The following is a 26,185-nucleotide window of genomic DNA, read 5'->3' as shown; positions in this document are numbered from 1 at the left end:
AAGCAAACCCTGGCCCGGCTCACCGCCACCCACCTGGAAGAACTGCAACGACTGGCACCCCTGGTCGACGCGCTGGCCGACCCGGCTACCGCAACACCGCAGGTAGGGTAGACGATCGGCCGATCCGACGATGGGTCCAGCACCGCGCGTAGCCATCGCGACGTCGCGCATAGACCGACCGCGCGCCCTCGTGGCGCCGCACCCGGATCCGGGGAGGGTCGGCTCGATCATTCGGGTGGCCTGGCGGTCCCTCCACCTCAGCCTGGAAGGCCTACAGTTTCGTGTTCGGCGGAGCTTGGCTCATCCCGGCACGCTCGATGCGCAGCCCCACTCCCGTGCGATCCTTCTGTGACGTCGGCCTGACTGTTTCCTTGTTCGTGCACCGTCAGGTCGTGCCGTCGCTGTGGCCGGACAACTGCCAGCGGCCGGGCCTGAAGTCGGTGAGCGCCGCGACGAACTGTTCGGGCGTCGACGTCATCGGCGGCAACTACAGCGACGCGACCGCCAAGTTCGGCGTGGCCAAGGCGCACATGATGGATGTAGCCGACGTCCTCAACCAGGGCATCATCACCCGGTTCCCGGACAAATTCTGAAATTCCCCGGTCCGGCGGGCAGCTCTTCGTATCGGCACGAGGCGGAGGGATATGACTCAGTCCTCACCCGATATCGACCTGGTCGTATCAGCGGCATCCATGCATCACCTCCCGCCCGGCCTCGCGTCCGGGCCATCGCCGAAGCCACCCGTGTCGGGACGAGATTCCTCGTCCTCGACGTGATGACGCCGCCAGCCGTCGAACGGTCACTTCACCGGCCGCATGCTTTCGGTGGCCAACCGCCACTGGGTTGCTGTAGAAGTCAGAAAGGCGAGAAGGTGTTCGGATTCGTCAGATGATCGTTTTCCTTTTTTCGAACGACCGAGGAGCGCGGAAACCCCGCGAATTGATTGTCGGTGGGTGTTGCCCGCCCCCGGCGTGTGCGTCGAGCGCGCAGGTCCGGACAGGGCGGGCGGGCAACACGCTATATCGGGTGTTTTCGGCTTGGGGCCGAATGGACTCCGACATCGGTCGGCTACCCGCTGAGGGGCCCGTCAATCGCTGGCTCGTGGCCGGGATGCCCAACCGCGCAGGCGGGCCGTACGTGCAAGGCCGGTAGATGGTCGAACGGGCGGTGACCGGCGATCATCGTTGTCGGGCATCGGCCGGTTGGCATTCTTCGCGGATATCGAATTCTGCTGCCAGTCCTACTGCTTCGAGTATCCGTGTGACGCAGTAGGAGCCCTGGATGTATATCGCGCAGTGCCGCCGGTCGGCGAAGTCGCGGGCTGCGAGCAGGGCGCGGATGCCGGCCACGCCGAAGAACGTCACCGCCCTCATGTCGACGCGGGTCGATTCGGCGATGTCGACACTGTCGCACAGCGCCTGCTGGAACGTGGGGGCGGTCAGCACGTCGATCTCGCCGCAGACGGTGCAGACGTGGGTGTTGTCGAGCGTGGTCGTGGCCGAGGTGGTCATGAGGACAGGTTCGGTTTGGTGATTAATCACCATCACCTGGTTTCGGGGCGCGCAGGCTAAAAGCCGTTTGCGGTCAGCGCCCTGCACAGCCGCGAGTGACCAGGCTTTTTTATGAACCCGAATCAATAGTACCCCCGCAAGCCACCCGCTACGCCCTTGCGCACGGCAGCCAACCGGACTCACCAAACCTGATCATCGGGTGTAACCAGGCGGAGCATCCGTAGTAGGTAGCGGATGGTGTTGTCGGCGATGGTGTTTCACATTGAAGGCGAGACGGCCGCGGCGCAAGCGGCCATCGTCCGGGCCCAGGCCCGGACGCCCATCCCACAGCGTCCGGGCTGCCCAGCTTCACCCCTCATCGGGGGATCATCGGCCGGCTCGAACGTAGCCTGCCGTTGGCTTTGAACGCCTACTCTGGCGCGTCGGCCCCTCTGTGGTGGCGCAGACCCCTCGGCATTGCCCTTGGGCGTTCGTGGCATTGCTCGCGCGCGGTCGACCTCGGCGTACACCGCCGCCGCGAGTTGAGAATCCAGCCCGCCCCGGTGAGACCGGGCGTCGGGCAAGGGATTTCGGAGGTGCGCCATGACAGCAACCCCACGCGAACCACGCGGTGACAGGTTCGTTCGCCGGCGAGGAAAGCGGCATACGACCGCACCCGCCATCACCAGCGGTTCCGATGACGATGTGCGAGTGGTGCGCTGGCCGGAGCCGAGTCGGCTCGAATCGTGGTGGCACGCCGTCATGCACCCTGCCGCCGAGCCACCCACACCCACATGAGCGGGACTCGGTACGACGAACTGCGCGATCCATGCATTCTCGGTGACTCGTCGGCCGCCGCCTACGCCGGCAAGGAAGTGCCAGAACCGTTGTGCCACACCGGTGTCGCCGCATGGTGCCGTCGAGCCCAGCGGTTCGGTTCGTTTCGATTCCCCGCCAATCTGGGCGTCCCAGCAAATTATTTGCGTACGCTTATGCGCTGGATCGATGACGAACGAAGGCGTCGCTGAACCAACCGGCAGAGGAGACGGTCACCCAGCCTGCGCTGCGACTGGCAGGTGCTCCGCTGAACATCGGACATCCCTGGGCGTTTGAGTTCCTCAGCTGACGCGGTGGTGGATTTGTAGGGGGCGTCTTGGGACAAGACCCGACACCGCGCGACCCGGCGCAGGTCGGCGTCCAACCGGCCCGCGGTGAATCGATCCGGATCCAGTTTCGTCGTGGAGATGGCGGGTACGTCTCGGCTGTGAGGTGACTGGTTCATGAGCGAGGAAAGGCAACCGTCCTCTTCGGCGGCGTTGGGGCAAGCATCGAAAAAGCCGTGGCAGAGAAGACCACGGTGGAGAGCGGAGACCAAACCCGTCAACCTGGCGACGCACCCCCGCGCGGTCGGCCTCGACCACAATCGGCTAGCGGCTCGGCGAGGTGAGCGATGGTCCCAGGTCTGCTGACCAGGCTGCCCGAGATGGGGTTCGACCTCGCGCTGGCGGCGCCGGCCGGAGTGTTTCGCCGGGTTTTTCCGACAGCTGGTGCCCCGATCCGGGTGGCCGCTAGTGCGGTGAATGTTGGCGTGCGCACGGCTGTGCGCGCAGAGGCGGCGGTCTCCGCGACCGCTGTACGTGTAGGCCGGGTCGGTGTGAATGCGGCGACGCCGAGTCGGGGGTACTGGCGGGCCGGATCGCGGGTGCAGCTGCCGTTGCGGCCCGCCGCGGGGGCCACGGTGCGGAGCATGGAGACGGCGGCCAGACGGGTGGCGACCGCCCTGGCCAAACGTCCGGACGTCCTCGCCGCGTACTGGGATGGCGGGCTGGCCCGGCTGGTCGTGCAGATGACGCAGGACGCGGTCACCGAGCAGGTGGTGGATCGCGCGACCGAGCTGGCGGCCGGGCAGAAGCTGGAACGTCCGGACGAGGATGTTCTCGAAGCCGTCCACCCCGGTCACACCGGAGGCGTCCGCTCCGGGGCGCTCGCCTTGGCCTGCGACGCGATGGGTGTCACCGCGGCGCTGGCCGCCCGGACGGTGCGGCTGCGGAGTGCGCCGCCTCTGATCACAGCCGGGGTGACGCTATTGCGCGAGGATCCGCGCATACGGAGGATGCTGCGGCGCCGGCTGGGACGGTCGGCGACCGATCTGCTGTTGGCCGCGGCCAATGCCGCAGTGCAAGCCATCGGGCAGTCGCCCACCGCTCTGGCACTGGATGCCGCGCTGCGGGCGAGCCAGTTGGCCGAGGCCGTCGCCAGGGCGGCGGCCTTCGACGCTGCGCACGACACGCTCTGCGCGCCGGAGCGATTGAGCCTTGCCGACCAGCAGGCTGCCCGCCCGGCGCTGCGTCGGTATCCGGGCGAATGGTTCCGGGAGCAGGCGGTCACCGGAACCGCATCCGGTGCGGCCGCAGCATTGCTGGTCACCCGAGATATGCAGGAGGCGGCGGAGGCGCTGCTGGCCGGGAACCCGAAGGCTGCCCGCTACGGCCCGGCGGTCTTCGCCGCCACCGTGTACACCGAGCTGGCCCGGGAAGGTGTCCTGGTGCGCAACCTCGACCGGCTGAGGCAGCTGGAGCTGGTCGACACCGTGGTGCTGCACCCGGAGGCTCTGCGAAGCACCCGGCGGACGGTGCTCGATGTGAACACGAACGTTCCCGACTGGGAACACGACACGTTGTGGCAGGCCGCGACGGCGGCGTTGCAGACGGGTGGGGAACTCGACTTGCGGCCGGTACCCGACCAGGGCCGGTTCGCCGAGACCGGTTTGATGATTGCGTCCGATCGCGGCAGAGACATCGGCTCCGTCCTCGTCGGCTGGGAGATCGACCCGCTGGCCGAGGCCGCGCTGGACGCGGCCCGCCGGGCGGGGCTGTACGTCGTGGTTCAGGACGACGGCACGCTCGGTGACTTCGGTGCGCTGGCCGACGAACTCGTGGGCGCCGGACGGCCGTTGGCCGACGTGGTGCGGGAGCTGCAGGGCAGTGGACGGGTCGTTCTGACGGTGGCTCACGTTCCCGCCGGCGAGGCCGGGACGCGGCGGCAACTGGGTCCTGAGGGCGCCGATGTGCTGGCAGGACTGATGCGCAGTGACATCGCCGTCTCGCTCACCGACGAGCGCAGCGCGGTGGTGTGGGGTGCGGACGTGCTGTTGCTGCACGGCCTCACCGGGGCGTGGCGGATTCTGGCGGCGATCCCCGCCGCGCGCAGAGTCGCGAACCACGCCAGGATCTTCGCCGAGGCGGGCGCGGCGCTCGCCGGGCTGATGGTGGTGACCCGGGGAGCCCGTTCCAAACGCCTCACCTTCCCGCTCGGTGTTCGGCTCTCTCCGGTGAATGCCGCGGCCGCCGCCGCTCTCGTCTCGGGCTGGCGCGCCGCGGTCCAGGTCAGTACCGACCGCGCACCACACCCGCCGCCGCGGATCCCGTGGCACTCTCTGCAGCCCCAGGAGGCGCTGGCCCGGTTGCGAGTCGTCCGTGCCACTGAGCCTGCCGCGCTGGTTGATGCACGCAATTTCGTCCGCCGGATCGCGCGCCTGCCCGTGTTCACCCCGGCGCGCCTGACCATCGGCCTGATCAGCGCGATCCGCTCTGAACTGCACGATCCGCTCACGCCGTTGCTCCTGGTCGGCGCGACGGCCTCGGCACTGTTGGGGTCCACTGTGGACGCGCTGATGGTGCTCGGCGCGTTGGGTGTAACCGCCCTGATCGGCGGGGTGCAGCGGTTCCGGGCCGAGCGGGCGCTGTCCGGGTTGAAGCGGGAGCAGCGTCGGAAAGCCCGCAGAGTGGCTGACTTCGGCCAGGGCGAAACCCGCACGATCGAAGCGGAAAAGCTGACCCCCGGTGAGGTGATCGAACTCTACACCGGCGACGTGGTACCGGCCGATGCCCGACTGCTGGCGGCCGACGATCTGGAGGTCGACGAGTCCTCGCTGACCGGGGAGTCGCTGCCGACCCCCAAGCAGGTGGACGCCACACCCCAGGTACCGGTAGCCGACCGCCACTGCATGACGTACCAGGGCACCACGGTGGTCGCCGGCCACGGCCGCGCCGTCGTGGTGGGAATCGGCGATCAGACCGAGACCGGCCGGGCCGAGCATCTGGCTTCCCGCACCCCGCCGGCACCCGGCGTGCAGGCCCGCCTGCACAAGCTGACCAGCGCCGTACTTCCGTTCACCTTGCTCGGCGGTGCAGCCGTGACCGGCTTGTCGCTGCTGCGCGGTCGGCCGATTCGCGAAGCCGTCCGGGGTGGGCTGGCAGTCGCGGTGGCTGCCGTCCCGGAGGGCCTGCCGCTGGTCGCGACCGTCGCGCAACTGGCCGCGGCCCGACGCCTCAGCCGTATCGGCATCCTGGTCCGCACCCCGCGCGCCCTGGAGGCGCTCGGCCGGATGGACACCATCTGTTTCGACAAGACCGGCACGCTCACCGAGAACCGCCTGCACGTGGTGCGCCTGGCCACCCCGGACGGGATCGAGCACCCAGCCGACTCCACCGACGCGGCCATGCTGCTCCACGCCGCCGCGCTGTCCTGCCGCACCCCCGACCACGAGGCGGGCATCCACGCCCACGCCACCGACGAGGCGATCATCGCCGCGACCCCGCCCGGATCACCTTGGACGCCCGTGGAGGTCCAGCCCTTCGAAGCCAGCCGCGGGTACGCCGCCGCCGTCGCGGTCGATGTGACGGGCGCCCGGATACTGCTGGCGAAAGGCGCGCCGGAAGTCATCCTGCCCGCCTGTGAAGACACTGCCGACGACACGAAAGCGCAATCCCTGGCCAGCAGCGGCCTGCGGGTGCTGGCCGTGGCCGGCCGACGGCTGGCGCGCGGTAACGAGGCCGCCGATGTGCTCGCACAACCACTGGCCGACCTGGACCTGCTGGGCTTCCTCGCCCTGGCCGACACCCCGCGCCGCAGCTCCGCACCGCTGGTGACCGATCTGCGCCGGGCGGGCATCCGGCCCGTCATGCTGACCGGCGACCACCCGCAGACCGCCCGCGCGGTCGCGGTCCAGCTCGGCTGGCCAGACGATGTCACGGTGGTCACCGGCGATGAGCTGGCTGCCCAGGACCGGGCCGGCCGGGCGCGACTGCTGCGAAACAGCGACGTGGTGGCCCGCGTCGCACCCGAGCAGAAGCTCCACGTGATCGAGGGACTCCGGGAAGCCGGGCGCGTGGTGGCCATGGTCGGCGACGGCGCCAACGACGCCGCCGCCATCCGCACCGCCGACATCGGTATCGGCGTCGCCGTCCACGGCTCTGCGGCGGCGCGGAACGCGGCCGACCTGGTGATCACCAGCGATGAGCTGACCGTGCTGGTCGATGCCGTCGCCGAAGGGCGGGCGCTGTGGCGCAGCGTCGCGGACGCGATCAGTGTGCTGATCGGCGGCAATGCCGGCGAGATCGGCTTCTCCGTGCTCGGCACACTGCTCTCCGGCGCGTCGCCGTTGTCCACCCGCCAGATTCTGCTGGTCAACCTGCTGACCGACATGTTCCCGGCGATGGCGCTCTCGGTCACCCCGAGAGATGAGACAGACCAGGACGAAGTTACCGTCGACAGCGGCCGCGTCGGCATCGCGGAACTCGGCGACCCCTTGACCCGTCAGATCCGCCGCCGCGGGATCACCACGACGCTCGCCGCCACGACGGCCTGGCTGATCGGCACCCTCACCCCGGGCTCTGCGCGTCGAACCAGCACGATGGCCCTGTGCGGGGTCGTCGGTGCTCAGCTCATCCAGACCGCGACCGGACGACGACGCAGCCCGCTCGTCCTGATCACGGTCATCGGCTCGGCCACTGTCCTGGCCGCCCTGATCGAGACACCGCTGGTCAGCCAGTTCTTCGGCTGCACCCCGCTCGGCCCGCTCGCCTGGGCCGGGGTCACCGCCGCAATGGGCATCGCCACACTCGGACCGCGCCTGAACCCGATGTTGGAACAGCTGGCACGATCACTCACTCCGCAACAGAGCTGACCTATCGACACCAAGACAACGACCCGCCAGAAGTTCGATGCGCCACACGGATTTCCTGGATCAGGCGTGATCAGGGTTCGGTAGCAACGACCAGGAAGCAATGAATCTAGGTTTGACCAGCAGCGATAGTGCAATCCGCTCCGAGTTCGGTTACTACCCGTCTGTCGTTGGTGAGACTCGGGCAGTGCTCAAGCAGGCCGCACACCAGTCGTCGTCGCTGCCGCAGCCGGCCGCTGGTTGCGGTTGGGCGATCCGGGCCCAGGACACCCTCGATGTGGCACGACGGGCAGTGGAGGTAGGTGGCGGCGACGGGATGCTGTCCGGGTCGAGTAGTTCCGATTCCTGGTGGCTGCTGGCGTGATCGTCGCTGTGGCCGGTGGCAGCGCTGTGGCTGTGCGCGATCTCTGCCGTCCGGTCCACACGCTCTCCGGCGTGGGCGTGGCCGATCGGGAGGAACGGCAGCGGGGTCGGGTCTGCGGGCCGATGGGATTCGATGACACCGAGATAGCGGGTGAGATCGGCCAGGCTGGTGAGCTGGGGGTGCCCATGCCTGGTGCCGACGAGCAGGATTTCGACCTGGCAGTTGGAGACGGCGTCGCTCGGATGGAAGCGGTCCAAGACGACCACGATCGTGGTGGCGGGTTCCAACCCTCGGCTCAGGTTGGCGAGGCCGACTTCGGAGGGTGGGTAGCCGAAGGTGAGTTGTTGCGGGCCGGAGTGTTCCCGGATGAAGCTCCAGCCGCGGGCGCGCAGCAGAATGTCCAATCCCGCAAACGTCCGCATGTCGGCTTCGGGCACCGGATGGCCGTATTCGGTGCCCAGGGCCTGCGTGACGCTGGCTGGTGGGTAGAGGCGGTGCCAGATCTCGGCTTGCAGTGCCGTGGCGAACTCGGCTTGCGATTCCGACGTGGTCGGTCGGGCACCTGGCGTGGATCGCCGGACACGCCAGCGTGTCGCCTTCTTGCCTGCCTTCTTCCCTTTCCCCATGGACATGGCTGTCCATGCTCGCAGTCCGAACACACGAGCCGTGGGCTGACACGCCCGGCGAATTTGGTGAAGCTTGGTGACCGGGTGTACCGCACGTGCCACGCGTGCGACCGCCCGGCCCGGTAGATCCGGTCAGAACTCCTGCCTCATGCCGCGCGACCGAGTCCGGCGTGCGGCAAGCGAAGCACGAGGACGTGAGACACCGCAGACCCTGACCGTCGTTGCGCTCGGCTCACCTCCGATATAGCGGGGGTTCATGCTCGGCGGCCAGCGCGTTCACGACGTCCGCGCCCAGGTGCGTGGTCCTGGATCTGTCCGGTCGGAACATGAGCGCGGCGAGCGCCTTCCTTGATCGGCACGCCCTCCGCCCGATGCAACCGACGGTTCTCGACATAGCAATCACTCCGTAAAAGTCAACCCACTACGACGTTTCAACGGCAACACATGGGCAAAAGCCATAGGGCAGATTCCGGCAAATGTGAAGGGGTTGGGCACGATGTCACTAGGGACCCTTCTCGCGATCGTCGTCCCCCTGGTCGTGGTGGCGATCCTGATCGCGGCAGCAGCTTTGCTTCTCGTCCGCCGTCGTCACCTTCGAGAACGCTTCGGCCCGGAGTACGAACGGACCGTCGAGGGCGCCGACAGCCGATTGGCCGGCGAGCGCGAGCTCAGGACGCGCGAGAAACGCCATGACTCGCTGGATATCCGGCCGCTGCAGAGCAGCGTCCGTGATCGGTACAGCCGGGACTGGACGAACGTGCAAGGGGAATTCGTGGACCGGCCGGAGGATGCCGTGCATGACGCGGACCGCCTGGTGACGTCCCTGATGCGCGAATGCGGCTACCCGACCGAGGGCTTCGAGCAACAGCTCGAGGACCTCTCGGTGGAGCACGGCCGCACGCTCGAGCACTACCGGGCCGCCCACGACATCGAGGCGCTCAGTACCCGACACAAGGCGACCACCGAGCAGCTGCGGGGTGCCATGGTGCATTACCGAGCTCTGTTCGACGAGCTGCTCTCGGACGGCGGCCAAGCCCGTCACGCCCGGGCTTGAGCGGCCCAGATCCCCGGCATGCCAAGGCAATCAGAGACGGAGGAGACATGCAACGCGACCACGTATCGGACTCGACCGAGGACGGTCTGTCCACCGAAGACCTTGCCCAGCCCCGCGGCCGGGCGACAGACGAAGCGTCCGAACCGCAGTCCGAGGCCCCCGCCTTCCCGGGCGAGAGCACCCCGACGAGTGGCTCCGCTGAACCCGAATCCCAGGCAGCGGAGACAGCCGGGCCGACCGACGCGCCGACCGAGGAGGAAGCTCCACAGCTCCTCACGACGGAGGACGAGGAAGGCTTCCGCGTGCGGTGGCAGGAGATCCAGAACAAGTTCGTCGACGACCCCCGTGACGCTGTGCACGCGGCCGACACTCTGGTCGCAAACGTCATGCAGACGCTGGCCACGACGTTCGCCGAACACAAACAAGAGCTCGAAGGGCAATGGAATCGCGGTGAGCAGGCGGACACCGAGGATCTGCGTATGGCCCTGCGTCGCTACCGATCGTTCTTCAACCGCCTGCTCACGACCTGACTCTTTCCGCAGTTCAGGCCACCCGGCCGATCTGCGGGGGAACCCCGGCAGGTCGATGCCCGGATGGCGAGGACCTCGACCGCCGGTACCGAGGCCCGGAGCGTCTATCGGAGGCCGTGGACCTCGGGCCAGGCTTGCAGCGGGTCGCGGGAGTACCAGTGCCCGTCCCATTCGCGCCCTGCGTCGCAGGCGGCGTGGAAGTCCTCGTCGTCGGGCAGCTCGGGGAAATAGGCACTCAGCACGGGCCTGTCGGTGTGGAAGCGGCGGGCTCGTTCCACGCACCGTGCGGCTTGCTCGGCCTGATGTGCCCGCTTGAGGATCCGCTCCTCATCGCCGTAACCGTCGTCGAGGGGATAGTGCAGCTGAAAGTAGAACCGAGCGATCTCGGGGTTGCGGTCATGGACCCAGTGGATCCACGCCGGGACCGCCGGCGTCGCCAGGGCCCGTTCGGCGAATCCGCTGCATGTGGTCGAACCCTCCGGGTCCCGCCGCGCGGCCTCGCTGACCCCGGTCACCGAAGCACCGCCCATGGCCACCCGCTTACGCCGATTCCATTTCATAGCGAGCGACTCTAAACAGTCATGGCGTGCATGAAGCGGTGCGACACTACCGCGACGCAACCGTGCGAACACATCCGTGCGATCCTCGGCCTGTTCGTTCAGTTCCGAATCAGGAGACGTGCCAAGGTCATTCGTCGGTATTGCGTGGTTCCGGACCGGTGAAGTCGCGTATTCGGCTGTCTCCGATTGTGGTGTATCGCCCGGGCCTCAGGAGGTCCGGTCGAGGCTGCCTTCCGAGTTCTGTCGTCGGTAGCCATCCACTCGGCGGTGCCCGATGGCGAGATCGGATCAGCCCGAGAGGCGAGCGGCCGCAGCCTGGGTCAGGGCGTGTCCAAGGCGGTTGCGGGGACGCCGTAGGGCAGGAACCGCACGCGACGGCGTTCATCGGTGTTGTCGCGATGCGCACGCAAGGCCTCGAGCTCACTCGGAAAAACCTGCTCGACCCTGGCCTCGCCGGCGTCGTCGATGCTGTAGATGACCCACACTCCGCTGCCGGTCTCGCCGGTGGTCTCGCCCTCCGGCTGCGGTGGCCGCGTCCGCTCCGGCTGACCGAACTGACCGAGCAGCGACGCCAGCGTATTCACACCTGTGCGATCGATGTACTCGCCGGCCTTTCCGAGCAGGTCGCGGAATTCGATCCCCACCTCCCGTAACGCGCGCTCGAATTCTTCTGGATCGATCCCGAAAGGTCTGTCGGCTGCCATCACATTGCTCCTGGATACGAATTCGGCGGTACGTCTTCAGTGTCCTCGCGCACCCCCGGGTTCGCCACGCCTGGCCCGACGTGGCGAACTCGTCTCACGGGATCGGCTGTGCCAGACCGCGTGTCTGCAGGGGAAGGAATGCACCGCGCCACGACCTCCGTCCAGCTGGCCGCGCTCATGGTGACGAGCGAACGGCTCGGTCAGTCGATCCGCATGTTTTCGTTCGAATGCGCCGGGTAGGCAGGGATTGGAAGCACCCGAGCGAGGAGGTCCCATGAGCACCGTTACCGCGTCGGCCGATGTGCACGTACCGCTGCACACCGCCTACAACCAGTGGACACAATTCGAATCGTTTCCCCAGTTCATGGACGGTGTGGAACGCATCGATCAACTCGACGCCACCCACACCCACTGGAAGGTGAAATTCGGCCCGGTGGAACGAGAATTCGACGCGACCATCACCGAACAACACCCCGACGAGCGCATCGCGTGGCACTCCGACAGCGGCCCTTGCCATGCCGGCGTGGTCACCTTCCACCGCATCGACGACCGCACCACCCGCATCATCACCCAGATGGACCTCGACCCTGAAGGATTCATCGAAAACGTCGGCGACAAAACCGGCCTGCTCGACCACCGAGTCAAAGGAGACTTGCGCCGATTCAAGGAATTCATCGAAAACCAGCCGCACGAGACCGGTGCCTGGCGCGGAGACGTCCCCAGACCCGGTAACTGAAACTTCTTACCGATCTGACATTGCTTCGCCCCGGCGCGCGCCGGTGATCGCGGTCGCGCGCCGGATGGCCTCCTGACAGCTTGGGTGCGTCGGTTTACGGCATGAGAAGCGGAGAACATCGTCAGGCGCGATCTGATCACATGAACCGCCGAACCTCCGCGGAATGCTTCCGCAGTGCCTGGGCTGCACGCTGTTTCGCTGACCGATTGCCGGGGTAGGGCGCAGATGCGTGTGTCGTCGAGGAAGGGACCGGATCGTCATGGGTTTCATCGAGCAACAGCAGTCGCCGCCAGGCTCTCAGCAGCAGATGCGTCCGGCACCGGATTGCGGTGAGCGGACCTACCGGGGTTCGGGCAAGCTGACCGGCAAGGTCGCGGTGATCACTGGTGCCGACAGCGGTATCGGGCGGGCGGTGGCCATCGCCTTCGCTCGTGAGGGCGCCGATGTGGTCTTGTCCTACCTCGACGAGCACGAGGACGCCGAACAGGTGCGTAAGCTGGTCGAAGACGCCGGCCGGCGCGCTGTGCTCGTGCCGGGTGACCTGTCCCAGCCCCAGGCCTGCCACACCGTGATCGACAGTGCGGCAAGGGAATTCGGACGTATCGACATCCTCGTCAGCAACGCCGCCTTCCAGATGACCCACACCGACTTGGAAGAGATCAGCGACGAGGAGTTCGACTACACCTTCAAGCTCAACGTCGGCGCCTACTTCACGCTGGTGAAAGCAGCCTTGCCGCACATGAGTGCGGGCGCCTCGGTCATCGGCAGCTCTTCGGTCAACTCCGATATGCCTTCGCCTACTCTTGCCCCGTACGCCGCGACCAAAGCGGCCATCGCCAATCTCTCCGCCAGCCTGGCCCAGCTGCTCGGACCGCGCGGCATCCGCGTCAACAGCGTTGCCCCGGGGCCGATCTGGACGCCACTGATCCCCTCCACCATGCCGCCGGAGAAGGTCGCCGGATTCGGCGATGACACACCGCTGGGACGTGCCGGCCAGCCGGCCGAACTCGCTCCCGCCTACGTCCTGCTGGCCAGCGACGACGGAAGCTACATCTCCGGCGCCCGTTTGGCCGTGACCGGCGGACGGCCCATCCTCTGACGCCGCGAACCTGGGCGTGCATCGAACGCCGCCTTACCCAGATTGTCTGCGCTACAACGTAACTGGGCGGGGATAGGCCGCGAATAGCCCACGTGCGCTCACCTCGTCCTCACCATCGGTACCAGTGTCTGTGGGCTTCGACGTCATCGGCGCTGGGGAAGACGAACCCGAAGATCCAGAGCACCAGGACGGCGACCGCAACCCACCACAAAGCCTTCATCGCGAAACCTGCTGCGAACAGAAGCAATGCGAGCAGGAGCACAAGCAGTGCAATAACCATTCTTTTGCCACCTCCTGCCGACCGCTTACCCGATTACACCCCTCGCTAACAATCGGGCAATCCGTCCTGGAAGCCTGTGGTCTCGAAGGTGTCACGTCTCGAGCGGCGGCCCTGGCAGACGTAGCACTGGATCTGTCTAGGAAGGCTCAGGTGCAGGTCGAGCGAATCGGATCTGGATGGTTGGCGGCACGGGCCGCGCTGAGACCAGAGGATGCCTCGACCGCGGTGGGTGTTCCCGAGGCGACCTCCTGCTGGAACCGGGATCCGCGGTCGGTCGCGGCGTCGACCGGCGCGTGAGCAGGCCGGCTCTGTGTCGTGTCGATCTCGGCGTCGACGATCGCGTGAGCCCGATGTGTGTTGAGCCTCGGAAGCGTTGGCATGCAAGCCATCGAGGGCATGCGCCCAGCCATGGTGGGTGGGCGGAGTCGGTAACAAGTTCGCCATTGGTCGGCCACGATCGGGCACCGACCGGTTATGCCAGTGGCCTGTTGGGTGTGTGCTGAGGTGTCGGCGCAGCACGCGACCCGAGTGTCCGAGCCGATACGAGGGTCGCGCCCCACGTGCACTTCCGCGACGCTGGGGCGAGACCCTTGTCCATCTGATCGCGATGGTTGGTTATGGGGATCGAATCCAGGAAGGCTTCGCTCGTGCGTCGGTGGCGGGCGGTGTATGGCGGCGTTCGCGTGTTGTTGGCGGCGCCGGACGACAACAGCCGCTGGCACAGCGATCGAGCCGGTCGCCCGGTCCATGACGGATGGACGCGCCGCAGCACGCACCGCCGAGAGCGGTGAGCAGGGGCTGGCGACCGGTCTGCGGGCAGAGAGTCGGTGGCGGTCTGGTCAGCCGAGGTCTCCGGCGGCGGCGCGTTCGGCACGGTAGGCCAGCAGGTGGTCGAGGAATGGGTGGGGGTGTTGTCGCCGTAGTGCTGCCAGGGACGGGGTGTCGGTGGTGTGGTCGGGGGTGGCGGGCAGGGCGAGTTCCTCGAACAGGACTTGTTGGAGTTCGCGTTCGGAGTAGAGGTCGACTTCGTGGCCGGCGAGCTGCCAGGCCGCGTGCTGATGACGGGTGCCGGTCTCATGCTCGGGCGGTGTGGGCGGCCAGGTGGAGGCTGACCGTGTCACGCTGTCGGAATCGGTCATGACCGACATCATGGTCGCGCCCGGGCCTGGCTGGGGTCTGGACACGCCGTGCGGGACCGTTTGTGCTGGTGGTCGTATCCTCGACGGGTCTACCGTTGGCTCGATGGCGAGCAGGGACATCGTGGTGAGGGTGGGCGAGGACGACTGGCTGGCGCTCGACGATGCGGCCGAGTGTGCGGGGATGAGCGTGGAGGCCTATGTCTGCTGGGGAGTGCGGTTGCTGGCGCTGCAGGCACGGCCCGGCGGCGCGAAGCGGGAGGCCGCTGCCGGTGGCCCGAGAACGGGGCGGCGTGCATCCGTGCGTCCCGAGGAATCGGAGTCGGCTGTGTGGGCCGAAAGCTTCGCGCAGCGTTTGTCGGGTCGCGCCGACCGGTGTTCCCCGGATACCGAGTTGTGGCTGTAGCGCCACCGTGTCGATGCCGATGGTGCGTGCTGTGATCAGCTGTGGTGAGGGACGTGGTGGGTTGCCTGTGCCAGACGCCGGCCCCGGCTTCGGCAATCGGGTGGCAACGGCGGTAGGCGGTGGCCCTCGACATCGGTGCTGAACCGGTGTCCCCGACCGCAGGCGCATTCGTAGATGCCGCTGACCGGGGTCTTCTGACCGGGGTGAAGGAGCTGCGTTTTCTCGTCCACGATCAGGGCATACCCGGGACGTACCGCTTTTACCGACCCTTGCCGCGCACGCTGCTCGCGCGCGGACTACTTCCGAAATCGGAGGTGCCGTCATGTCGATGGACCCTGACCCCGCCCGTATCCCCGACCTCGAGCCCGGTGGTGGTGTGGCACCGGGATCGACACCACCGGAGACACCGCAAACATCGGGGTTGTCCGCGCCCGAGCCACGCACCCGGAACCACTTCCCGCCCACCGGGATCGCTGTCATCGCGGTCGTGGCCGTGCTGGTGATCGTGTTCGTCATCGTCGCGGTGTCCGTGCTGGCGTGAGAAGAAACCGTCGGCTATAGCCGCCCCGCTCCCGTGACCGGGGTGGCGGCTGTCGCAGCCAGGTCAGGATCCAGCCTGTCTCCATCGCGGCATCGAGGAGGTAGGTTTTCGCGATCCGGCCCTGTGGCGCTAGACCAGGTCGATGGCCAGCAGCCACGACGCGGTCGTCAGACCCAGCAGCCGAGCATGATGCACGCCCTCGGGGGTATGGCTGGCCGGGCATTGCACCAGGCCGTTGCCCACGAGCAAGCCGGCGACGGTGTACATCGGCCAGCGCCCCTCTTGGCGCCGAAGATCGCCTCGAAGCTGCCGGTGTACCAGCGACCACGCACCGCCGGCGACCTTGCAGGCGCCGTCCTCCTTGGAGATCGCTTGGATGGTCTCGCCGGCTGCTTGGTGGTTCAGGGTTCGTGCGATGTCGGCTTGAGCTGCACGCAGCAGATCGATCACGTCGGTGCCGGTGTGGTCGGCCATCGCGGCCTCATCGGTTCTGATGTGATCGCTGGCGCTGCTCATCGACTTCTGCTGTCGCGCGTTCCTTCTCGGCCTGAGCCTCCTTCTTGGCGGCCTCGCGCTGCGAATCCGCCTTGTCCTGCTGGGCGCGGCCTTCCTCACGCAGGTCCTCGTGAACGGTAACGATCCCCGCGATTTCCTTGGCTTTGCCTTTGACACCTTCCACGGCACCTTCGAAGCCTTCTTGAGTTCCACTCTTGTGAGGCTCGGACATGGGGGTTTACTCCTCCGGGTCGAGGTACAGGTCAACTCGGACCTACCCGCGACTTCACCGACAAAACGGGCGCCCGCGACAGCTCGAGCGATTCCAGACCCCGCATCCCGCGCCGCATATCTGCCACGTTTGCCCGCCTCGCGCGACGTGCCGGCAAGATCGCACCGTTCAGGATGAGAGCGTGCGCTTTTCCACTGCGTCGAGCAGCATGGCGAGCGCGACCGCGACGGTGGCCTCCAGCACCGCGGCGGGCTCCCCGCCGAATTGCTCATGGCGGGCCCACTGCCCGGTGCCGGTATCGATCGCCAGCCACACCGACCCTGCCGGTTCGCCGTCCTGAGCGCCGGGACCGCCGACACCGGTCACCGCCACAGCGACGTCGGCTCCGAGCAGCGTCCGCACCGCTCCGGCCATCGCACGTGCAGCGGTCTGCGAGACGGCAGGCACCTCGGGAACTCCGAGCAGCTGACGTTTGACCTGTGTGCTGTAGGCCACGACCGCGCCGCGCAACCAGCGCGCGGACTCCGGTGCCGCGCCCAACGTCGACGACAACTTGCCACAGGTCAACGACTCCGCGATCGCCACCGTGCAGTCCGAGCGGGCCGCGGCGGCGGATAGGCGTTGCACGAGGACACCGATCTCAGCCATCACCGCACCAGTCCTCTCGTGTGCAAGGCGGCCGGATCAGCGTCTGGCTCACGACGGTGGCCCAAGCCGTCGATACCGCTCACCGGACCGCCGTGATGCAGCCTCTGACGGGTATGTTTCGGCATCGGCGCACTCCTCGGCGGCGGAATGTAGCTGTGGATCGGCTACCCGTGCAGCGCGTCGCCCATCACCGTAGCGACCGGCTGGGGATCCGCCGTCATAACCGCCGACGGGGTTGGTCGGTCCGACCGCGGCCTCGTGGTTGACGAGCAACCCGCCCGTCAATGCCCTTCCGGATCAGTTGGTTTGCAGGTTCCCTGCGTTTGGTCCGCCCGCCGTGCGAACCCGTAATCAGCCGCGCCGATGCGAGCGCCACGCCAACGATGCCGAGGCCGAAAACGAATGAGACCCGGCCAGTTCCGCGAATCCACGATGGATGCACCCGGATAGGAGCGCTGTCAATTCCCCTCTTCGGTGCTTGTTCGGCGCCCTTCGTAGGGCGGTACGGCCGGTTCCGCATCTTCTGGAGGAAGGGTCCCGGTCGAGCCGACGTTTTCTTCCGTCGGGTTGTGGTCGCGTGTTGAAGTGACTTCTTCTTCGTCGATTGTGCCAGCCGGGCGATCTGCCGATCCGCCACCCGGCGTATCCGACCCGGTGTCTCGCGAGCCTTTGACTCCGGGTTCCGATTGGGGCTCTTCAGGTGGATGTTCGCTGGACATAGCTGCATCGTCTCCTTCAATAGATTCAATAGGCCGGCAGCAGAACCAGAAACAATATGGCTATCTCCACTACCTCCTGTCTGCCGCTTACCCACATGCATGAATCCCTAACGCGGCACACGCACAAGACGGCACCCGGGCCGTTATGCCAACGGGCGTATTCGCTCTCGCTGACCGCGCCATCGAGATGCGACGCCGTTGGCCGAACGCCTCCGACTGCCCGGATCGGCGAACACCGGATCGGCGCACATCACCCGACCCCGCGGGGCAGTTCATCGCCTGCGTGCGGTGGATCGGCAGTCAGGTGAATAACCGGATGGACTCCGGGTACGCGAGCCAAGTCAGGCCGGTTGTTTCGGCGCCGGTGGGATCGACGGAGCACGCGATGTGCGGAGCCGGATCGAGGAGGACGGATGAAAGCCGTGACATGGCAGGGATTTCGCAAGATATCGGTCGAGAACGTGCCCGATCCGCGTATCGAGGAGCCGACCGACGCCGTCATCCGGGTGACGTCGACCGGTATCTGCGGCTCGGATCTGCACCTGTACGAGGTACTCGGCAGCTACATGAGTGCCGGCGATGTTCTCGGGCACGAATCGATCGGCATCGTGGAAGAGGTCGGCTCGGCGGTCACGAATCTGGCCGCTGGGGATCGGGTGGTGATTCCTTTCCAGATCAGCTGTGGTCACTGCTTCATGTGTGACCAGGGTCTGTTCACACAGTGTGAGACCACGCAGGTTCGTGAATATGGTTGCGGTGCGGCGCTGTTCGGCTATTCGAAGCTCTACGGCCGGGTTCCCGGCGGGCAGGCCGAGTATCTGCGGGTACCGCATGCCGAGGCCACCCACATCACGGTGTCGCCCGACCCCGACGACTCCCGCTATCTGTATATGTCGGATGTGCTGCCGACGGCGTGGCAGGCGGTGGAATACGCCGCAGTGCCCGACGGCGGCTCCGTCACCGTGCTGGGGCTGGGTCCCATAGGTGACATGGCCTGCCGGATCGCCTCGCACCGGGGGTACCGGGTGATCGGAGTCGACCGTGTGCCCGAACGGTTACGCCGGGTATCGGAGCGCGGCATCGAATGCATCGATCTCTCGACCGCGGATCGATCGGTCGGCGCGATCATCCGTGACCTCACCGACGGCCGCGGCACTGACTCGGTGATCGACGCGGTCGGTATGGAAGCACACGGGTCGCCGCTGACGGAGCTGGCACAACGTTCAGCAGCGTTCCTGCCGGATTCACTGGCGCAGAAGGTGATCGACACCGCCGGCATCGATCGGCTGGCGGCATTGCAGACCGCGATCGATGTGGTCCGGCGAGGCGGGACTATCTCGCTGTCCGGTGTGTACGGCGGCATGGTCGACCCGATTCCGATGCGGATCTTGTTCGACAAGCAGATCCAGTTGCGCATGGGCCAGGCCAATGTCCGACGCTGGGTACCGGACCTGCTGCCGTTGCTCGATGACGACGATCCGCTCGGAGTCGAAAACTTCGCTACGCATCGGCTTCCGCTGAGCGCCGCGGCCGACGCCTACCAGATGTTCCAGCACAAGTCCGATGGCGCGGTGAAGATCGTGCTCGATCCCACTTCGGCGCTGGTGTCACCTTGAACGCCGACGCGAACCCGTGCCCGCCCGGGCCAGGATCGGCACCGACCATCTCGACGGCAACACCAGGCTGTGCGCCGCGCGTAGCGGATAGCCCTGAACCAGTCGTTCGGCTGTGACGACCAGCCGGCTCCTATACCGATATCGCCGGCGTCATAGCCCTCGGCGGTCACGATCCCGCCGAAATCCGGAGTGTGCTCTGCTCACGCATGCTCGACCGGCTCGCCGGATCCAATTCTCCGGCGCTGATCTGGGTCGACCGCGCCTGAAACCGGTCGCGCGGGCGGCCACCGTATATCTCGCGCCGCTGGCCGGCCCGGGACTGTACAAACAAAGGGCCTGACTCACTTCCGGTGGTGACGGAGAGCCTCTGACTGCACGATATTGCGCTGGCTGAGAACCATGGAGGCGCGACCCGCTAGATCGCCTCTACCAGGGGATATTCCCGAACTTCGTTGGATTCTCGCCAATTGCTACGGGCACCCCAGATAAAGTCGGCGATCAATTGCTCGGAAGAATCTGCCGGGGTTATCGTTATGGCGATGCCTGAGCTATTCGCCGTGCCGCGGATGTATCGGCCCTTATTTCCACCGCTGATCGATAGCAGTTGACCGAGTAATCTTCCACGCACGTTGCGCGGGGATAGCCATGGGGCGATCGAGTTGAATGGACCACCAGAAGGATCAGCAATGTTCGCAATGACCAGGCAAACGGTGGCTCGGGCCGTCCTCGCCGGTGCGATCGCGGTGGCTCCGGTCACCGCCGTGACCGTGCCGGCCCAGGCCGATGTGGTCACCAACCACACCCCCACCCCTGTCGATCAGCACTGGGACCACGGCTGGGAGAGTAAGCACTTCTTCCCGCCAGGCTGGGGGTTCTTCCCTCCGGGCTGGGGAATCCCTCCGGGATGGTTCCACCATCTACTGCCGTTCGAATTCTTCGATTGGGACTAGATCGGCGGTATCGAAGGCCGCGCACTCGCTCGGCGAGCGGATGTACCGCGGTGGGTTCCCGACGATATCGAAACCGAACCGCGGTGTGCCCTTGTGCGCGGCGGGAAGGAAAGGGGGCCGGATGGGCCCGCAAGCATGCTGCTGGGCCCACCCGCCTCCGGAAGGGATCGTGAAAATTCGGGGGTTTCGCCGCCCGGGGTTGGACCCGGACCGGTCGAAGTCAGAGGAGCTTCAGCAGGTGCAGGTCGTCGACGTACTTGTGGACAAGCGCGGGGGAAAGGTGGGGGATGTCGGCGTCGGGGCCGAGATTGGCCTGCTGCACGGCGACACGGAAGAGGCCGGCGGGGAGGACGGAGCCTCGGGTGGGTTCGGCGGGAGTGCGGTAGGCGTCCAGCAGCGGGAGGACGGATTGCTGGCGTTGCTGCTGGGGTAGGGCCAGCAGGGCGCTCTCGAAGCGGGACAGCCATTCGCCGTAGTCGTCGAAGCGCTGGACCGGGTGGCCCTCGTCGATGAGCCAGTCGACGAACTGGTCCAGGGAGATGCCGTCGTCATAGGGGTTCAGCACATCGAAGCTCTGATATCCGCTGGTGGCGCGGCCGCCGAGGGTGACGATCGCGTCGGCGGTGAAGTCGGCGGGCAGGCCGTCGTAGTGCGCCCGCTGCCGATGGCCGCCGGAGTCGGTGCGGTAGAACGACTTCGGCGCCATGCCGGTCACCAGGATGCTGAGCAGCAGCCGGGTGAACATGTCGGTCACGTTGAGCTGCCCGGCGTAATAGCTGTGCGCGAGGATCATGTCGGAGCGGAACACCGCCACCGGCAGCCCGAACCGCTCCTGCGCGTCCCGTAGTAACACCTCGCCGGCCCATTTGCTGTTGCCGTAGCCGTTGGCGTAGCTGTTGTCGAGTATCCGTTCCGGGCTCATCTCGCGGATGTCGCCGTCCTCGGTGAACCTCCCGGGCGGCACCTGGCCGGCCACCGCCACCGAGGACAGGTACGTGACCGGCTTGCGCGTGCCGGTCAGGGCCAGCCGGATCACCTCCGCGGTGCCGACGACGTTGGGGCCGAACAGCTGGTCGTAGGGCAGCACGTGGTTCACCAGCGCGGCGGGATGCACTACCATGTCGGCGGTTTCGGCCAGCCGCTGCCAATCCTGTTCCGTCAGACCGAGATTCGGGTAGCCGATGTCGCCGGGTAGCACCTGCAGCCGGCGTTCGGACAGCTCCTGGTAGTGCCGCAACAGCGCCGGATCGCCCGAGTCGAACACCGAGTCCAGCCGTGCGTGCGCCGCGTCCGCGTCCTTGCCGCGGATGATGCAGATCAGGGAGCCGTCGACGGCGTCCAGCCGCTCCAGCCAGCGCAGGCACAGGAACCGGCCCAGGTATCCGTTGGCGCCGGTGAGCAGCACGGTCCGCGGCGTCGTGGCCGCCGCCGGCAGCGCGGGCGCGGCCTCGAGCGTGCCGGCGTCGATGAACTTCTCCAGTGTCAGGTCGGCGGCGCGGATCCGATCGCCGGTGCCGTGCACCGAGACCGCGGTCGCGCGCCGCCCCGCGGTAATCTGCTCCTCCTCGATGTATCCGGCCAGCTGTTGCAGGTCGACCGCGGGACTGACGATCACGCCGACGGGCACCTGTATCCCGAAGATCTCCTGCAGCAGGTTCGACAGCGACAGTGCCGACAGCGAATCGCCGCCGAGATCGCCGAAGTGCGAGTCGGGCCGGATATCGGCGTCGGCGCAGCCCAGTAGCGCCCGCACCGCCCGGTGCACGATCTCCGGCACCGGCCGGTCACCGATCCCGCTTCGCAACGCGGTCAATTCGTCGGTCTGCTGCCGCTCCAGCTCCCGGTAGAGTTCCTCCAGCCGGTCCCCGTAGCGCTGCTTCAGCTTGGGCCGCAACAGTTTTCCGACACCGGACAGTAGCCCTTCGGCGCGGGTGAACGGGTGCGTCTCGATGATGATGTCACGCGGTATCTCGTAGGAGGCCAGCCCGGCATTCTGCGCGATCTTCTGCAGCGACTGCAGGACGGCGGCCTTCAGATCGTCCGGATGCGCATGCAGCGCCTCGTCGGTGGGCACCACCACCGCGAGCACGTAGGCGCGCTCGCTGGAGCCGTACACGTAGATCTGCCGCACCAGCGCGCTGATCGCGTATACGGCCTCCAGCTGGGACACGGCGACGAATTCGCCCTGCGAGAGCTTCAGCACGTTGTTCCGCCGGTCCACGTACACCAGTTCGTCGGGGCTGATCTCGGCCATGATGTCGCCGGTGCGGTAGAAGCCATCGGCGTCGAACATCTCCGCGCTGAGCTCGGGCCGCTTGTAGTACCCGGGGAACATCGTCATCGTCTTCACCAGCAACTCGCCGCGCGGATGCGGCCGGTCGTCGTGGTGGTAGCCGAGTTCGGGCACTTCGGCGAGCTTGTAGTCCAGCACCTGGGGTCGGCGAATGTGGTTGTCCCGCATGATGATTCCGGCCTCGGTGGAACCGTACCCGTCGTGCAGCGGCAGTTCGAACACGGACTCGATGAAGGCCCGTGTCTCCGCGGACAGCGGCGCGGTCCCGCAACTCATCGCCAGCACGCGGCCACCGAACTGCCGCTCCCGCAGGTCGATTCGCACCTCACGCTCGGCGGTGGTGCGGTCGGCGCCGTCCGCGACGCGCTGTTCCACGTCGCTGACGAATTCCTGGAACACCAGATCGCAGACCCGCGGCACGAAGGACACCTCGGTGGGCCGCACCAGCGCGAAATCGTCGAACAGGGTGGACATGTGGCTACCGGCGGTGAAATACGCGGTGCCACCACGCATCAGCGTGCTGACCACCTGCATCCGCCCCGCCAGGTGGCTCTGCGGCATGTAGTTGAGCTCGATCGCGGGCAGCGAAATGCTATCGGTGCCGATGCGGCTACGCCACATCGCGGCCAGCATCTGCTCGGTATACATCGCGCCTTTCGGGGTGCCGGTGCTGCCGGAGGTATAGATGAGCGTGGACAGCGGATTCTCGCCGGCGGCGGGCACGAACAACGGGGCGGGAGACAGGCTGCTGCCTCGGTCGAGCACGGTGTTCAGCTCGGCCACCACGATGGGACTGTCGGCCTGCGCCAGGCGGTGGCGGGCGCCCTCCATGGCGGCACGGTCGCTGTCGTCCTCGGGGTGGTAGTCGAAGACCAGCAGTTGCTGCGGAGCGGCGGTTCCGGCGAGCACCGCGTCCACGGCCCCGTCGAGCATCTCCAGGCTGCTGGCGAGCACCCGCGGGGTGGTCTCGGCGAGGATCGCCGCCCACTGCGCGGGCGTCGCGCTCACCTGCAGTGGCACCGATACCGCGCCCTGCCGGGTGCAGGCGAAGTCGACCGTGATGTAGCCGGGGCTGGTGAACCCGAGGATCGCGACGAAGTCACCGGCACGCACCGGATGCTGCGGGTCTCGGTGCCATGCGGCGGCCAGCGCGCCCACCCGCGACCACAGCTCCCGGTAGGTCATGGTGTCGAAGCGCGGCAACAGCCGACGGACCCGGCGCCCGGCGGCGTCGGTGCCGAGTTCGCTACCGCGCATGCCCAGGGCCGGCCTGTCGGCATACCCGGCCGCGACGGTGTCGACCATCTGGGCCAGTCGCAGGCCGGGCCGCGCGGCGGCGGCGATGACCTCCTCCGACGGCATGGCATCGCGCACCTGCTGGTCGGTGAAGACCTGGTCGATGCGGTGCTGCTGTTCGGTTTCCCACGTATGCGTCGCCATGGCCGGTCTCCCTGGGTCGTTCGACGGACTACAACAAGAGAAAACCTCTGGCAAATTCGAAGTCTAGTTCCGTGCCTCCGGCGCACGCCACGATCACGGTGGACTGGCGGATACGCGGCGACATCGCGGGCTGGTGGTAACCGATGCAATCACGGGTACGTGGCGACGCCGCACTCCGTCGGCATCACCACCCGACACCTGGGCATCGCGAGCATCAAGGCACGGTTCGCCGACGCAATTTGGGGGTCGGTTACGCAAGGCTCCGTGCGTACCCCGGACCGGACGAGCTTCAACGATCTCCCACTGAATCCGCTGCCCGCCAATGCATTTCGAAATTGCGTTCATCTGCGAACAGTGGCCGCTGGCGGCCAAATCTATAGCCGTACAAGTCTTTTCGATGCCTCTTGACAGCAGTCCCCAGTGTCGAGCAGCGGTATTTTGTTCCAATCTCGAGGGAGAAGGTTTGGTTTGCGTGCCCAACGAGCTGTTGTCTCGTTTGGCCGGGTGTCGTCTGTTGTCGTTCGTGTTCGTCATGGACTCCGTGCAGCTGTGCTTCGACTACTCGTACATCTCCGAGGACGGGCCGATCCTCACGTGCGACGTCTTTCCGGTGGTCCACACGGAAAATTGCCCAACTTCTGGAGGGCGAGGTCGGTTACGGGGACGCGCTGCGGTCGTTCATTTCCGAGCAAGTTGTCGCGACGGCCGAAGCGTTCGAAGCCGGTCTGCGAGTGGTATTTCCGCGTGGGGCGATGACGCTGCGGCCGACCTACGACGAACTTGCCGGCCCGGAGATCGCCACTCTATGCGGGTTCGTCGACAGAGCCCGGATGTGTTGGCGACCGGGCGAGGATGCCTTCGAGTACTTTCGCTGAAGCACATGGATTGCCCCAACGGGTGAGTTGAGGGCCCGTCCCCTTCGGAATGGCTTTCGGGTTGCGGAAAGCAGCCACAAGGCGATCGGATCGACAGGCAGACAAGACTTTTCGATCGCGCTTGACAGTGATCCGGAGCGAATCGAACATGCGATCCAGGGATTAGAACAGAGCAGCGCCGACCGACGCTACTGCCGCCACATGGTCGCCCTGGCTGCGCACCAGGACTAAAATTTGGCAGGAGGCGGAGGGATATGACTCAATACCCACCTGATATCGAGATGATCGCCGCGATGCCTCGTGGCGGTCCGGATGCGTCTTGGCTCGACCGGCGACTACAGACCGGAAGGCTCGAATACCTCGACAGATATGACGTGCCCGAGCAGCGCAAGCGCAGGATCGTTACGTTCCTCGATCGAGTCGGCAACGTGTTCGGCGACCACGACCACAACGCGCAGTTGGTCGTCGGACGGCTCGACGGCCTCCGCAATCCGCGGGTGCTCGAATTAGGCGCCGGCCACGGCGAGCTGGCGGCACGAGTGCTCGACCTGCACGACACCGCGACGGTGACGGTGACCGACCTGGACCCGAAATCGGTTGCCGCGATCGAAGCAGGTCCCCTCGGCACCCACCCTCGTGCCACCGCCAGGGTCGCCGACGCGACCGCCATCGACGCACCTGACCGTAGCTACGACCTGGTCGTACTGGTGGCGTCCCTGCATCACTTCCCGCCGGGCCTCGCGTACCGGGCCATCGCCGAGGCCACCCGTGTCGGGAGGAGATTCCTCGTCCTGGACGTGATGCGGCCGCCGGCGATTACCTTGGCCGTGGTGCCCGTGCTCACCCTCATCCCCGTGATCTTGATCGTGATGGCCTGCTCCTCGCCGTTCGCGGTCGCCCCGGTCCTGCACGACGCGTACATCAGCCTGTTGCGCTCCTACAGCACCTCGGCGTTCATCGCACTCGGCAGCGCGGCCGACCCCACGATCACTGTCAAGTTCCTGCCGACGACCAAGGGGCAAGCAGCCGTGCTCTACACCAAGCCGTCGAACCCCCACTTCACCGGCCGCATGCTTCCGGTGACCTACCGACACCGGCTTGCTGTCGGTGATGGCGCAGGTCCACGCCGTGCCAGGTGATCGTGCGATTCAGGTGCACGATCGGGCTTCGAACAGCGCAACCAGGGGGCGAACCCGCACAACACTGGTTGCGTCGCGTAATTCGCTGGGAACTGCTGCGGCACATACACTTCCGCGTCCCGGCAGAACCAGCAGCGGTTGCGCACCCACGCTGACCGCGCGCTCAGAGAGGGTGACCTCGGCCCGGGAACCCATGACCTTGCGTGTCGCGCCGGCGCACATGGCGTCGCGTGCAAGTTGCCACGGTCTCGGCCTCGGCGGGTCGTTCGGCGAGCGCGGCAGATCCG

At 66.8% G+C, this 26,185-nt stretch carries 21 protein-coding genes; 11 read left to right on the top strand and 10 right to left on the bottom strand.

The window, feature by feature from the left end; genetic code table 11:
- The first annotated feature begins 392 nt into the window (after nucleotides 1-392).
- Nucleotides 393-593, top strand: coding sequence for a hypothetical protein (locus tag ACFXKA_RS36555; RefSeq protein ID WP_379430850.1), 201 nt, complete (start codon nucleotides 393-395; stop codon nucleotides 591-593).
- Nucleotides 594-1,178: 585 nt separating this feature from the next.
- On the opposite strand, the gene ACFXKA_RS36550 is transcribed toward ACFXKA_RS36555, so the two are convergent.
- Nucleotides 1,179-1,511 (bottom strand): STAS domain-containing protein, encoded by a 333-nt coding sequence (locus tag ACFXKA_RS36550; RefSeq protein ID WP_379430849.1) that lies wholly within the window; start codon nucleotides 1,509-1,511, stop codon nucleotides 1,179-1,181.
- Nucleotides 1,512-3,192: 1,681 nt separating this feature from the next.
- On the opposite strand from ACFXKA_RS36550, the gene ACFXKA_RS36545 reads away from it, so the two are divergent.
- Nucleotides 3,193-7,458: an HAD-IC family P-type ATPase gene (locus ACFXKA_RS36545; RefSeq protein ID WP_379430848.1), complete on the top strand. Its 4,266-nt coding sequence runs from the start codon at nucleotides 3,193-3,195 to the stop codon at nucleotides 7,456-7,458.
- A 153-nt stretch (nucleotides 7,459-7,611) separates the two neighbouring features.
- Here ACFXKA_RS36545 and ACFXKA_RS36540 read toward each other — a convergent pair whose 3' ends face one another.
- Complete coding sequence (locus ACFXKA_RS36540) at nucleotides 7,612-8,451, bottom strand: hypothetical protein (protein WP_379430847.1); 840 nt, start codon at nucleotides 8,449-8,451, stop codon at nucleotides 7,612-7,614.
- Between the two features lie 481 nt (nucleotides 8,452-8,932).
- On the opposite strand from ACFXKA_RS36540, the gene ACFXKA_RS36535 reads away from it, so the two are divergent.
- Nucleotides 8,933-9,499, top strand: coding sequence for a hypothetical protein (locus ACFXKA_RS36535; RefSeq protein ID WP_379430846.1), 567 nt, complete (start codon nucleotides 8,933-8,935; stop codon nucleotides 9,497-9,499).
- 47 nt (nucleotides 9,500-9,546) lie between these two features.
- The gene (locus tag ACFXKA_RS36530) at nucleotides 9,547-10,029 is read left to right on the top strand and encodes a hypothetical protein (RefSeq protein ID WP_379430845.1); all 483 of its coding nucleotides are present in this window, start codon (nucleotides 9,547-9,549) and stop codon (nucleotides 10,027-10,029) included.
- A 104-nt stretch (nucleotides 10,030-10,133) separates the two neighbouring features.
- Here ACFXKA_RS36530 and ACFXKA_RS36525 read toward each other — a convergent pair whose 3' ends face one another.
- Together ACFXKA_RS36525 and ACFXKA_RS36520 are read right to left on the bottom strand one after the other, a co-directional pair.
- Nucleotides 10,134-10,589, bottom strand: coding sequence for a hypothetical protein (locus ACFXKA_RS36525; RefSeq protein ID WP_379430844.1), 456 nt, complete (start codon nucleotides 10,587-10,589; stop codon nucleotides 10,134-10,136).
- Between the two features lie 320 nt (nucleotides 10,590-10,909).
- Nucleotides 10,910-11,293 carry a hypothetical protein gene (locus tag ACFXKA_RS36520; protein WP_379430843.1) on the bottom strand — a complete coding sequence of 128 codons (384 nt, stop codon included), beginning with the start codon at nucleotides 11,291-11,293 and terminating at the stop codon, nucleotides 10,910-10,912.
- Between the two features lie 274 nt (nucleotides 11,294-11,567).
- Here ACFXKA_RS36520 and ACFXKA_RS36515 point away from each other — a divergent pair, with 274 nt between their 5' ends.
- The gene (locus ACFXKA_RS36515; protein WP_354847237.1) at nucleotides 11,568-12,029 is read left to right on the top strand and encodes an SRPBCC family protein; all 462 of its coding nucleotides are present in this window, start codon (nucleotides 11,568-11,570) and stop codon (nucleotides 12,027-12,029) included.
- 259 nt (nucleotides 12,030-12,288) lie between these two features.
- Nucleotides 12,289-13,128 (top strand): SDR family oxidoreductase, encoded by an 840-nt coding sequence (locus ACFXKA_RS36510; RefSeq protein ID WP_379430842.1) that lies wholly within the window; start codon nucleotides 12,289-12,291, stop codon nucleotides 13,126-13,128.
- A 109-nt stretch (nucleotides 13,129-13,237) separates the two neighbouring features.
- Here ACFXKA_RS36510 and ACFXKA_RS36505 read toward each other — a convergent pair whose 3' ends face one another.
- Both ACFXKA_RS36505 and ACFXKA_RS36500 read right to left on the bottom strand, forming a co-directional pair.
- Nucleotides 13,238-13,408 (bottom strand): hypothetical protein, encoded by a 171-nt coding sequence (locus ACFXKA_RS36505; RefSeq protein WP_354847234.1) that lies wholly within the window; start codon nucleotides 13,406-13,408, stop codon nucleotides 13,238-13,240.
- An 839-nt stretch (nucleotides 13,409-14,247) separates the two neighbouring features.
- The gene (locus ACFXKA_RS36500; RefSeq protein ID WP_379430841.1) at nucleotides 14,248-14,547 is read right to left on the bottom strand and encodes a hypothetical protein; all 300 of its coding nucleotides are present in this window, start codon (nucleotides 14,545-14,547) and stop codon (nucleotides 14,248-14,250) included.
- 103 nt (nucleotides 14,548-14,650) lie between these two features.
- Here ACFXKA_RS36500 and ACFXKA_RS36495 point away from each other — a divergent pair, with 103 nt between their 5' ends.
- On the top strand, nucleotides 14,651-14,950 hold the full coding sequence (locus ACFXKA_RS36495; RefSeq protein ID WP_379430840.1) for a hypothetical protein: 300 nt from the start codon (nucleotides 14,651-14,653) through the stop codon (nucleotides 14,948-14,950).
- Nucleotides 14,951-15,272: 322 nt separating this feature from the next.
- Nucleotides 15,273-15,491: a DUF6480 family protein gene (locus tag ACFXKA_RS36490; protein WP_379430839.1), complete on the top strand. Its 219-nt coding sequence runs from the start codon at nucleotides 15,273-15,275 to the stop codon at nucleotides 15,489-15,491.
- A 129-nt stretch (nucleotides 15,492-15,620) separates the two neighbouring features.
- On the opposite strand, the gene ACFXKA_RS36485 is transcribed toward ACFXKA_RS36490, so the two are convergent.
- The 3 genes from ACFXKA_RS36485 to ACFXKA_RS36475 form a co-directional block, all read right to left on the bottom strand.
- Nucleotides 15,621-16,007 carry a hypothetical protein gene (locus ACFXKA_RS36485; RefSeq protein ID WP_379430838.1) on the bottom strand — a complete coding sequence of 129 codons (387 nt, stop codon included), beginning with the start codon at nucleotides 16,005-16,007 and terminating at the stop codon, nucleotides 15,621-15,623.
- Nucleotides 15,973-16,218 (bottom strand): CsbD family protein, encoded by a 246-nt coding sequence (locus tag ACFXKA_RS36480; protein WP_379430837.1) that lies wholly within the window; start codon nucleotides 16,216-16,218, stop codon nucleotides 15,973-15,975. Before ACFXKA_RS36480 ends, ACFXKA_RS36485 begins: the two co-directional genes overlap by 35 nt.
- 168 nt (nucleotides 16,219-16,386) lie before the next feature.
- Complete coding sequence (locus ACFXKA_RS36475; RefSeq protein WP_379430836.1) at nucleotides 16,387-16,866, bottom strand: CinA family protein; 480 nt, start codon at nucleotides 16,864-16,866, stop codon at nucleotides 16,387-16,389.
- A 1,132-nt stretch (nucleotides 16,867-17,998) separates the two neighbouring features.
- On the opposite strand from ACFXKA_RS36475, the gene ACFXKA_RS36470 reads away from it, so the two are divergent.
- Nucleotides 17,999-19,201 carry an alcohol dehydrogenase catalytic domain-containing protein gene (locus ACFXKA_RS36470; protein ID WP_379430835.1) on the top strand — a complete coding sequence of 401 codons (1,203 nt, stop codon included), beginning with the start codon at nucleotides 17,999-18,001 and terminating at the stop codon, nucleotides 19,199-19,201.
- A 695-nt stretch (nucleotides 19,202-19,896) separates the two neighbouring features.
- A complete protein-coding gene (locus ACFXKA_RS36465; RefSeq protein WP_379430834.1) occupies nucleotides 19,897-20,151 on the top strand; it encodes a hypothetical protein in 255 nt (84 codons plus the stop codon).
- Nucleotides 20,152-20,371: 220 nt separating this feature from the next.
- Here ACFXKA_RS36465 and car read toward each other — a convergent pair whose 3' ends face one another.
- The gene (gene car / locus ACFXKA_RS36460) at nucleotides 20,372-23,884 is read right to left on the bottom strand and encodes a carboxylic acid reductase (RefSeq protein WP_379430833.1); all 3,513 of its coding nucleotides are present in this window, start codon (nucleotides 23,882-23,884) and stop codon (nucleotides 20,372-20,374) included.
- A gap of 1,129 nt (nucleotides 23,885-25,013) precedes the next feature.
- Between car and ACFXKA_RS36455 the strand changes: the two genes are divergently transcribed.
- Entirely contained in the window at nucleotides 25,014-25,898 is an 885-nt protein-coding gene (locus ACFXKA_RS36455; protein WP_379430832.1) for a class I SAM-dependent methyltransferase, read from the top strand.
- Nucleotides 25,899-26,185 lie beyond the last annotated feature (287 nt).

Origin of the sequence: Nocardia sp. NPDC059228 (genome assembly GCF_042754245.1) — a bacterium.
Lineage (GTDB): Bacteria > Actinomycetota > Actinomycetes > Mycobacteriales > Mycobacteriaceae > Nocardia.
The sequence above is the reverse complement of the archived record's forward strand: the minus strand, read 5'-3'. Positions and strand labels throughout refer to the sequence as shown.

Bases quoted from the DNA above. Each gene is read 5' to 3' on its own strand.
- ACFXKA_RS36550 (WP_379430849.1), bottom strand. From the start codon at position 1,511: ATGACCACCTCGGCCACGACCACGCTCGACAACACCCACGTCTGCACC.
- ACFXKA_RS36540 (WP_379430847.1), bottom strand. From the start codon at position 8,451: ATGTCCATGGGGAAAGGGAAGAAGGCAGGCAAGAAGGCGACACGCTGG.
- ACFXKA_RS36530 (WP_379430845.1), top strand. From the start codon at position 9,547: ATGCAACGCGACCACGTATCGGACTCGACCGAGGACGGTCTGTCCACC.
- ACFXKA_RS36525 (WP_379430844.1), bottom strand. From the start codon at position 10,589: ATGAAATGGAATCGGCGTAAGCGGGTGGCCATGGGCGGTGCTTCGGTG.
- ACFXKA_RS36520 (WP_379430843.1), bottom strand. From the start codon at position 11,293: ATGGCAGCCGACAGACCTTTCGGGATCGATCCAGAAGAATTCGAGCGC.
- ACFXKA_RS36515 (WP_354847237.1), top strand. From the start codon at position 11,568: ATGAGCACCGTTACCGCGTCGGCCGATGTGCACGTACCGCTGCACACC.
- ACFXKA_RS36510 (WP_379430842.1), top strand. From the start codon at position 12,289: ATGGGTTTCATCGAGCAACAGCAGTCGCCGCCAGGCTCTCAGCAGCAG.
- ACFXKA_RS36505 (WP_354847234.1), bottom strand. From the start codon at position 13,408: ATGGTTATTGCACTGCTTGTGCTCCTGCTCGCATTGCTTCTGTTCGCA.
- ACFXKA_RS36500 (WP_379430841.1), bottom strand. From the start codon at position 14,547: ATGACCGATTCCGACAGCGTGACACGGTCAGCCTCCACCTGGCCGCCC.
- ACFXKA_RS36495 (WP_379430840.1), top strand. From the start codon at position 14,651: ATGGCGAGCAGGGACATCGTGGTGAGGGTGGGCGAGGACGACTGGCTG.
- ACFXKA_RS36490 (WP_379430839.1), top strand. From the start codon at position 15,273: ATGTCGATGGACCCTGACCCCGCCCGTATCCCCGACCTCGAGCCCGGT.
- ACFXKA_RS36485 (WP_379430838.1), bottom strand. From the start codon at position 16,007: ATGAGCAGCGCCAGCGATCACATCAGAACCGATGAGGCCGCGATGGCC.
- ACFXKA_RS36480 (WP_379430837.1), bottom strand. From the start codon at position 16,218: ATGTCCGAGCCTCACAAGAGTGGAACTCAAGAAGGCTTCGAAGGTGCC.
- ACFXKA_RS36475 (WP_379430836.1), bottom strand. From the start codon at position 16,866: ATGGCTGAGATCGGTGTCCTCGTGCAACGCCTATCCGCCGCCGCGGCC.
- ACFXKA_RS36470 (WP_379430835.1), top strand. From the start codon at position 17,999: ATGAAAGCCGTGACATGGCAGGGATTTCGCAAGATATCGGTCGAGAAC.
- ACFXKA_RS36465 (WP_379430834.1), top strand. From the start codon at position 19,897: ATGACCAGGCAAACGGTGGCTCGGGCCGTCCTCGCCGGTGCGATCGCG.
- car (WP_379430833.1), bottom strand. From the start codon at position 23,884: ATGGCGACGCATACGTGGGAAACCGAACAGCAGCACCGCATCGACCAG.
- ACFXKA_RS36455 (WP_379430832.1), top strand. From the start codon at position 25,014: ATGACTCAATACCCACCTGATATCGAGATGATCGCCGCGATGCCTCGT.